This is a genomic window from Bilophila sp. 4_1_30 (genome assembly GCF_000224655.1).
Lineage (GTDB): Bacteria > Desulfobacterota > Desulfovibrionia > Desulfovibrionales > Desulfovibrionaceae > Bilophila > Bilophila wadsworthia.
In genome coordinates this window covers 1418568-1426948 of record NZ_JH114231.1, presented here as the reverse complement: position 1 = coordinate 1426948, position 8381 = coordinate 1418568, and the positions used below count along the sequence as shown (strand labels likewise).

At 58.0% G+C, this 8381-nt stretch carries 4 protein-coding genes; 2 read left to right on the top strand and 2 right to left on the bottom strand.

All coding sequences use genetic code 11. The annotated features are described in order from the left end of the window. Positions 1-101: 101 nt before the first annotated feature. Positions 102-1433, bottom strand: coding sequence for an SWIM zinc finger domain-containing protein (locus HMPREF0178_RS06355; protein ID WP_009379986.1), 1332 nt, complete (start codon positions 1431-1433; stop codon positions 102-104). Positions 1434-1786: 353 nt separating this feature from the next. Beyond that, the gene (locus HMPREF0178_RS06350; protein WP_347866057.1) at positions 1787-3046 is read right to left on the bottom strand and encodes an MFS transporter; all 1260 of its coding nucleotides are present in this window, start codon (positions 3044-3046) and stop codon (positions 1787-1789) included. 461 nt (positions 3047-3507) lie between these two features. On the opposite strand from HMPREF0178_RS06350, the gene HMPREF0178_RS06345 reads away from it, so the two are divergent. Continuing rightward, on the top strand, positions 3508-5205 hold the full coding sequence (locus HMPREF0178_RS06345) for a PAS domain-containing protein (protein WP_009379984.1): 1698 nt from the start codon (positions 3508-3510) through the stop codon (positions 5203-5205). Between the two features lie 750 nt (positions 5206-5955). Next, positions 5956-8301, top strand: coding sequence for a response regulator (locus tag HMPREF0178_RS06340; protein WP_009379982.1), 2346 nt, complete (start codon positions 5956-5958; stop codon positions 8299-8301). Positions 8302-8381: the final 80 nt, after the last annotated feature.

The window sequence follows — 8381 nt, the reverse complement described above, 5'->3', positions numbered from 1 at the left end:
AATGGCTTGCATGAGCCGTCCGGGTTCGCTGTCGTCGGCGGGAAGTTCGGGCGGGCGCTTGTCCGTGCCGAGCAGCGCCTGCATGGTCAGGAAAGGCATGTTCATGGGCGGGCTCCTTCTCGCCACAGCGGGGAACCGGACGTTCCGGGCTCCCACGCGCTTAGGGGCTGAAACCGGGCTCCGTCCCATTCGCCCCAGACGCTCAGGGGGCGTCCGCCGCCTTGCGTGAGCAATTCCCATCCGTCGTTGTCGGTTATGGAGAGCGGGAGGCGGTCGCCTGCATCCGTCTGCAGGAACCACGAATCATCGGAGCGGCAGGGGACGCCGTCGCTGACCATGAGGGGCAGGGGCCATTGCCACGGCTGTGCGGCGATGGCTTTGGCCATGCCTTCCAACGCTTCGCGGAGGGGAACCGTAGGGATGGGAGCCGTTTTGGCCCGGACGGGATCGCCTGTGGCGATGGCCCGCAGGGGAGCCGCGCCCGGATAGAAGGCCAGCGTCATATCCGCAAGGCTGCCGACGACGAAACTTTGCTCGAAGTGCTTGCCGCCGTGTGAGAAATCCAGCAGCAGGGCCGTGCGTCCGCTGTTCTGCCCGCGCAGCCAGACGCGCCGCCGCCAGAGTTTGTTTTCTTCGGCATAGCTCACGCCGAGCACCAGCCAGAGATCGTTCAGGCGTTCCCCGGTGGCGAGCACTTCGTCTTTATCCGGGGACAGGCCGAGGGCGGCACGGATATCCGCCTGTTCCTCCGGGGACAGTGCGTCAAGGTGGCGGAAGGCGTCGATGAGGAGCTGCAGCTGCCCAAACTGGGCGAGCACCACGCCGGGCCAGTCCTCCCCGGAGAACGTGACGCCTTGCAGGTTCCGCAACCGCGCGGCGATGCCGGGAAGCTGCGCGTCGACCATGCGCGCGGCGGCTTCCTCCTGCCATGCGGGAGCCCCGGAGAGCTGCCCGAGGCCGTGGCGTATGAGGTCGCACATCCAGCGCTCCAGATCGTCCAGGCCGGCAGCCATGCGTTTGAGGCGGGACGCCTCGCGCTTGGCTGCGGCGGCGGGATCGGCGGGCTGGCCCTTGTTTTCCTGCTTTTGCTCTTGACGCGCGGCGCGTTTTTCGCGTGCGTCAAGCCATTCTTTTACCCAATCGGGCGCTTCGCCCTGCGTAAAGGCGGCCTCTTGCTGGACGCGGAGCAGGAGCAGGGCCAGGGAATGCTTGCAGGGAAATTTTCGGCTCGGGCAGGTGCATTTGAAGACCGGCCCGGACAGGTCGGCTTCGACTTGGTAGGGTTTGGCGCCGCTGCCTTTGCATTCGCCCCATACGGCTGTTTCGTTGAAGCCGAGCGTCGGCCACTGGCCGGGTTTGAGCAGAGCTTGCGCCGCCTTGACGGAGGAGGCATCCGGGGCGAGGGCCAGTACAGATTCGGAGGTGAGTTCCATCGTCTGTCCTGTTGTCGGCGGCCATACGGCCGCTTCTTAAAGTATCGAAAGAAGGGGGGACGGCGGGACGGGTCCGGCGGAACCCCTTTGCCCTTACGCGGCAGGCCCTGTTCCGGGGCAAGGCCGGCAAGTCAGGCGTTCCTGCGGGAACACCCCACGGTGTTAGAAGCGTTCTGCCATAATGAAGGCTTTCCGGCAACCCGTAACCCTTTTCAGGGCGCTGTCCGCAAAAAGAGCCCTTTCCTCAGGAGGATGGGAAAAAGGCTCTTTTGTTGGGAAGGCCACCGTTTGGAAGAGGGAGCAACGCCGTCGTTCCAACGGGGCGTTTCCCTTTACGGGGAAAGCGGGACGGTTCAGTTCCGCCGCAGGAACCGCGCCAGCACAGCGGTCATGAGCCCGAACACGGCAATGAGGGCAAAGGAATGGCGCAGGCTCGACGCGTGGGCGATGAAGCCGATGACCGGCGGGCAGAGCAGGAAGCCGAGGAACCCGATGGTTGAAACCACGGCCAGCGCCACGCTCGGATGCATGATCTGGGATTTCCCGGCCATGCTGTAGCAGACCGGCACCACCGAAGCCGTGCCGAAACCCACCAGCGCGAGGCCGAACGTCGCCGTGGCCACATGGGGCAGGAGAACGGAGATCAGCAGCCCGGAGGCGATGAGCGCGCCGCTGGCTTGCAGGATACGGATGACCCCGAACCGGGTCACAAGCCCGTCCGCCATGAACCTGCCGCAGACCATCGTGCACATGTACGCGATGTAGCCGAGGCGGATCAGTTCCGGCGACGGCTTGATGATCGCTTCGTAGTATACGGCGCTCCAGTCGTACATGGTCCCTTCGCTCGCCATGCAGCCGAAAGCGATCAGCCCGAGCAGGACGACATAGGGATCGATTTTCCCCTTGGGGCGTTTGTGTCCGGGCGCCGTACTGCGTGCCCTGTCGCGCGGCAGGGTTAACCGGAACATGATCGCCGCGATGCCCATGCAGACGGCGAAGATGAAACTGAAGTGCACGCGGGTACTGACGGAGAACGCCGCGAACAGTGCGCCGATGATCCCTCCGATGAACCCGGCGAGGCTCCACAGGCCGTGGAAGGCGGCCATGATGCTGCGGCGGTAGAGGCGTTCGACGCCGACGGCCTGTGTGTTCACCGAGATGTTGTGCAGGTTGGCCGCGACGCCGAAGAATACCAGCATGGCGAAAAGCTGCCACGTTTCGCTGATGAAGCCGAGGGCCATGAGGGTTCCCGAATAGAGCAGGGCCGCGAGGAGCAGCATCCTGTGGCTTCCGAAGCGGCTGACCAGATAGCCGGAGAGGGCCATCGCCGACATCTGCCCCACGGGGATGGCGAACAGGACGCCGCCGAGCTGTGCCTCGTTGAGATCGAGGGCCTGCTTGATGTCGGGGATGCGGCTGGCCCAGCTGGCGAAGACCAGCCCTTGCAGGAAAAAGAAGCTTGCCACGGCGAGTCGGTAAAAGCTCTTGGGGGACTGAAATAATGGAATGAACGGCATGGGCGTTTCCTTTGAGGGAGGACTTCCTACCCCAAAGGGGGGCGGCTCGTCCAGTTTCCTTTTGGTGACGGAAAGGGGCAAAGCCCGAGGAGGCATCCGGGGTTGGGCAAGAGTCCCGGCGAAGACCTGAAGCATGGTGCTGTACAAGGCGGCGCTCCAAAACGGCCGGGAATATGGAGGGAATGGATCAGGAGTGTATGGTGAAAGCGGGAAGGGAGAAGAAGGCGTTACGCAAGGAGGCAACGCCGGAGTGATGCATGATACGCGCCGCAGGGAGAAAGCGGCGTCTTCCTTTCGATCGGAGATTTCTCATGACTAACAAAAGATGCCTCAAAGAAAGGACTATCGGCTTTTCCTTCTTTTCTATATGATGCCGCAAGACGGCACATGAAAAACGGGAGAAATCCTTCCAGGCTGGTCTTGATCGGCTCTGTTTCCGCTTGCGGCGTTTCGTCTGATTGCGGGAGAAGCCCCGGGATGCCGCAGGAATATCACACAGGGGCACGCTCTGACGGTGTGTTTTTCAAGTCCAGTTTGTCATTCTAGAGAGAACGCACATGATCCAGACCGACCCTATTGCCTTTTCCCCTTCAATCCCTCTCGATTCCACTGAAAAACTTTGGGAATGGCATATCCCTTCGGATCGGCTTTTCTTCAGCAAGGGAACCAGGTTGGCCTTTGGCTTGTCCGAGGGGGAAAGCCCCGCCACAATGGCGGCGTTTTTTGAACATATCCCGGAAGGTTGCCTGCAGTCGCTTTGCGAGCTGCGTGAAGGCGTTATCGGCGGGGACAGGGGCTTTCTGGAGACGGCGTATCCGGTCGAGAACTTTTTTGTCCGAGAACGGCTGTTTGTATTGGAAAGGGACGCCGAAGGCCGGGCGATCCGCATCACCGGACAATTTGAGATCGCTCCCGGCACGATGGCCTATCTGCCTCCGGTGAGCACCGTGTCCAAAGGGCAGGCACAGATCTGTTTCTGGAACTGTTCGCTGGAAAAGAGGACGCTGTGGGTCGACGCCAACGGCTCCCGCCTGCTCGGGTATGCCGAGGCCATACCGCGTGTGTTCAACCTTGATGAATGGAAAGAGCGTCTCCACCCCGAAGAAGGCAACGATTGCCGCTATCAGCTCATCATCGAACAGCCGTTGTTCGGAGACGAGCTTACGGATGATCTGCGGGTCCGCAAGGAAGACGGCTCGTATGTCAAAATATGGGTGCGGGGCTCCATCCTGAGCCGGGATGCGGATGGTCGCGCCGTCAGCATGTCGGGCACCTGGCAGCCTTTTGGGTTTGTTGAGGAACGCCACGAACAACGGACGCCGGAAAACGGCAGCCTGCTTTCCGCGCTCAATGCAGCCGGGGACGGCCTGTGGGACTGGAACCCCATTACGGACGAAGTGTATTACAGCCCGCGCTGGCTTTCCATGCTCGGGTATACGGCGGAACAGTTCCCCGGACGCCTCGAAACGTGGAAAGAGAAGATCCATCCGGACGATCTCAAAAAAATCGTGGAACCGCAGCGTAAGCTGGCGGATTCCCCGAAATACGGCGACACGTTCGAGTGCACGTACCGTTTGAAGCGCCTAGACGGGAGCTATGCCTGGATCCTCGGGCGGGGTTACGTGACGCACCGCGACGCAAAGGGGCGGGCCACCCGCATCGTCGGCTTGCACACCAACATCACGGCTTCCCAGGCGGACAGGGATTATTTCGAAAAGCTCGCCCAGAACGATGCGCTGACGGGCCTGCACAGCCGGACCTACTTTGATATCAAGCTGGCGAACATCGAGAACAAAGGGATCCGCCCGTTGTGCGTGATCTCCTGTGACGTCAACGGATTGAAGCTGGCGAACGATTATATGGGGCATCTTGTCGGGGACAAGCTGCTCCAGACCGTGGCGGTCTTGTGCAAGGAAAGCGTGCGTACATCGGATTGCGTGGCCCGGATGGGCGGGGACGAGATCGTTATCCTGTTGCCCTCATGCCCCCGTGAGGCTGGCGAGGAGATCCTTGCCAAGCTGCGGCAGAACTTTGATCGGCACAACGCCTGTTCCGATCAGATGCCAGCACTGGTTTCTTTTGGGCTGGCTTGTGCCGAATCCGCCGATATCCCCGCCTCGGCCATCCTCGTGGAGGCTGATCGCGAAATGCTCAAGGAAAAACGATCCCACCGGAAAGCGGCCCATGAGCGGATCAAACAGTGGATCGAGCAAAACATGGACGTCGTCGTTTCGCTTGAAGATGACAGGTATTAGGCCTTCCCTATTTTGAAAGGCCTTGACGCCGAACGCATATCCGGTACGCCACAACGCGGCGTGGATTCGGCAAAAACGCTATTTCGGCAGGATGGCCCTTTGAAAGGCGCAACACTTCAAAGGCAATCTGCCCCAAGACGGAGGCATCCTTTGGGATGCCTTTTTTATGTCCGATGGGGCGACCTTTTCTTGGTTCGCCTTTTTCATGAACGGCACTCACGGCGAGATGACGCGCTTTTCCGGTAACGCCATTCCCATGCGGCGAGGAAATGCCCCGGCCAAATGGAAGGCACCGGGGAGGTTGCGCCGTTTTTTCTTTTCTGCATTGATCTCTTTTTAAAGCACGAGTTGCGTAACACAACGGATATTTCGTTTTTTATGATAGCTTTTGTTCTTTATAACGCGTCTTTTTCATGTTTCCTTCTTGTTCCTCTGTTTTAAATGTGTTGATACAGGTATATACGGTTTTATTTCGCTGTAAAAACATCTTGAATAGGTTTATAATACGTGTCACATTAAATGGAGCCTATAAAATATTATATGAAATATTTCAGTGTAAAATGTTAAGGACGTATGCTGGAAAGGCTCTCCATTCTGCTGGGAGGGCTTCCTGATATTGTATTACGGCATTTCCGTATCGGGATTCGCTAAAAAAGATTGCAGAAGCACCTCTTGAGCCGATAACTCAGTTTTTCTATTATCATTTTTGATCCGTTGTACGATCCATAGTGATCCTGAAGGTAGAGAAATATGGAATGGAACTGGATACTCGAAGAATATGACGATATGGTTTATGTCAGCGATCTGAACAATTATGAATTGCTGTATGTGAACCGAGCAGGCCTTGATATGTTCCATCTTTCTCGGGAAGAATTCTTTTCTGGAAAAAAACGCCTTTGCTATGAGATATTCCACGGAAGAAATGCGCCTTGTCCTTTTTGTACCAACAAATACCTGAAAGATTCTGGATTTCATGAGTGGGAACATTATAACGAGCAGCTGGGGAAAACGTATCTCCTGAAAGATCGGAAGATACTGTGGGACGGGCGGGAATCCAGAATCGAGTTCGTCTTTGATGTCTCCAAATACAGGAACAAACTGGATAAGCAGGAAAAACAGCAGGCGGCGATGCTGCGGAGCCTTCCGGGAGGCATTGCCCGGCTCGACGCGCGCGATGAACGCACAATCCTCTGGTATGGTTCGGAATTCCTGTCGATTATCGGCTACACGGAAGAGCAGTTTAAAGAAGAGCTGCAGAGCCAGTGCCTGTATGTTCATCCGGAGGATATGGAGCAGGCTGCGGCGGCGATGCATGAGGCGAAGGAAACGGGGCGGAGCAGCATCATGCAGGGCCGGATCGTGACCCGGTCTGGAGAAATCCGTCACTTGACCATCACGTTCAGCTATATGGACGGGAAGGACAGCGAGGATGGGATACCGTCCTACTATAGCTTGGGCATTGACGTGACGGAAGCGGTCGAACGGCAACGGCTCCAGCAACAGGCGCTGGAAGACGCCTGTCGGGTGGCGAAGCACGCCAACCAGGCAAAGACGGAATTTCTTTCCCGGATGTCCCACGACATCCGGACCCCCATGAACGCCATTGTGGGTATGACGGCGATTGCGGGCGCCCATATCGAGGACACTCCGAGAGTGCGGGACTGCCTCAAGAAGATCAATACATCCAGCAAGCATCTGCTCAATCTGATCAACGAAGTTTTGGATATGTCCAAAATCGAGAGCGGACGCTTGGATGTGCGGGCGAACGATTTCAGCCTTCCCGGTCTGGTGCAGAACGTGTTCGACGTGTGCAGGCCGATGATCATTGAAAAGGGGCATCACCTGACCATGAACATCAGCAAGGTGGGGCACGAGGACCTGTATGGGGATGAGAGCCGCCTCCAGCAGGTTTTGGTGAACATCTTGTCGAACGCCGTGAAGTATACGCCGGCGGGGGGGCGTCTGCATTTCAGCATTGAGGAAAAGCCAACCCATGCCGAAGGGGCCAGTGTCTTCTACTTTACGTTTGAAGACGACGGGATCGGCATGTCCGAGGAGTTCGTCGGGCGCATCTTCGAACCGTTTTCCCGGGCCGAGGATTCCCGGATCAGCAAAATCCAGGGAACGGGCCTTGGCATGGCGATCAGCCAGAACATCATCCATATGATGAACGGCGAGATCACCGTGGACAGCACGCTGGGGAAAGGGAGCCGGTTTACGGTGAGCGTTGCGCTGAAATTCCGGGATGCCGAAGAAGGGGAACACCCTGTTTTGACTAATCTTCCCGTTCTTGTGGTGGATGACGAACGGGATGTCTGCGAATACGCGAGCCTGTTGCTCAAGGAAGTGGGGATGCGGGCTTTTTGGGTCTTGAGCGGGCAAGAAGCCGTCGCCGAGATTGTGCGCGCCCATGAGGAAAGGGACGATTACTTCGCGGTCATCCTGGACTGGAGAATGCCGGATATGGACGGGCTCGACACGGCCCGGGAAATCCGCCGCAGGGTCGGGCCGGATCTCCCCATCATCATGCTGTCGGGCTATGACTGTTCGGATGTGGGGGCGGATTTCCTCGCCGCGGGTGTGGACGTCTTCATCATGAAGCCGCTTTTCAAATCCAACATGGTGCACCTGTTGCGAAATTTTGCGGAGGATCGGGAATGTGGACATGCCTCGGCTGTGCTCAGGCCCGAGGAGCAACGCTTGGACGGATTGCATGTCTTGCTTGTGGAAGACAATGAAATCAATCAAGAAATAGCTAAAGAACTCCTCCTGATGGAAGGGGCGTCCGTTGACGTCGCCGACAACGGGGAACAAGCGCTCGACATCTTTGCCCGGTCGGAGGAAGGGTATTATCAGCTTGTCCTCATGGATATCCAGATGCCCGTCATGGACGGATACACGGCGACTGCCGCGCTCCGTTCCTTGCGCAGGGATGACGCGAAGACTGCAATCATTCTGGCGATGACCGCCAACGTGTTCTCTGACGACGTCATCAAGGCCGAGGCATCGGGGATGAACGGGCATATTTCAAAGCCGTTCGACCCGGACAGGCTGTACGCCATGATCGCGGCATCCTGCCATAGGAAAAGGGGATGACAGCCCGGCAAAAGGGGTGAATGCCTTCTTGTGCGAAGGGTGGTGGGGTTCCCTTTCGCAAGGAAAAATGAGGTGTGGGG

Excerpts from the sequence above, each read along its gene's own strand:
- HMPREF0178_RS06355 (WP_009379986.1), bottom strand. The coding sequence starts at position 1,433 with ATGGAACTCACCTCCGAATCTGTACTGGCCCTCGCCCCGGATGCCTCC.
- HMPREF0178_RS06350 (WP_347866057.1), bottom strand. The coding sequence starts at position 3,046 with ATGCCTCCTCGGGCTTTGCCCCTTTCCGTCACCAAAAGGAAACTGGAC.
- HMPREF0178_RS06345 (WP_009379984.1), top strand. The coding sequence starts at position 3,508 with ATGATCCAGACCGACCCTATTGCCTTTTCCCCTTCAATCCCTCTCGAT.
- HMPREF0178_RS06340 (WP_009379982.1), top strand. The coding sequence starts at position 5,956 with ATGGAATGGAACTGGATACTCGAAGAATATGACGATATGGTTTATGTC.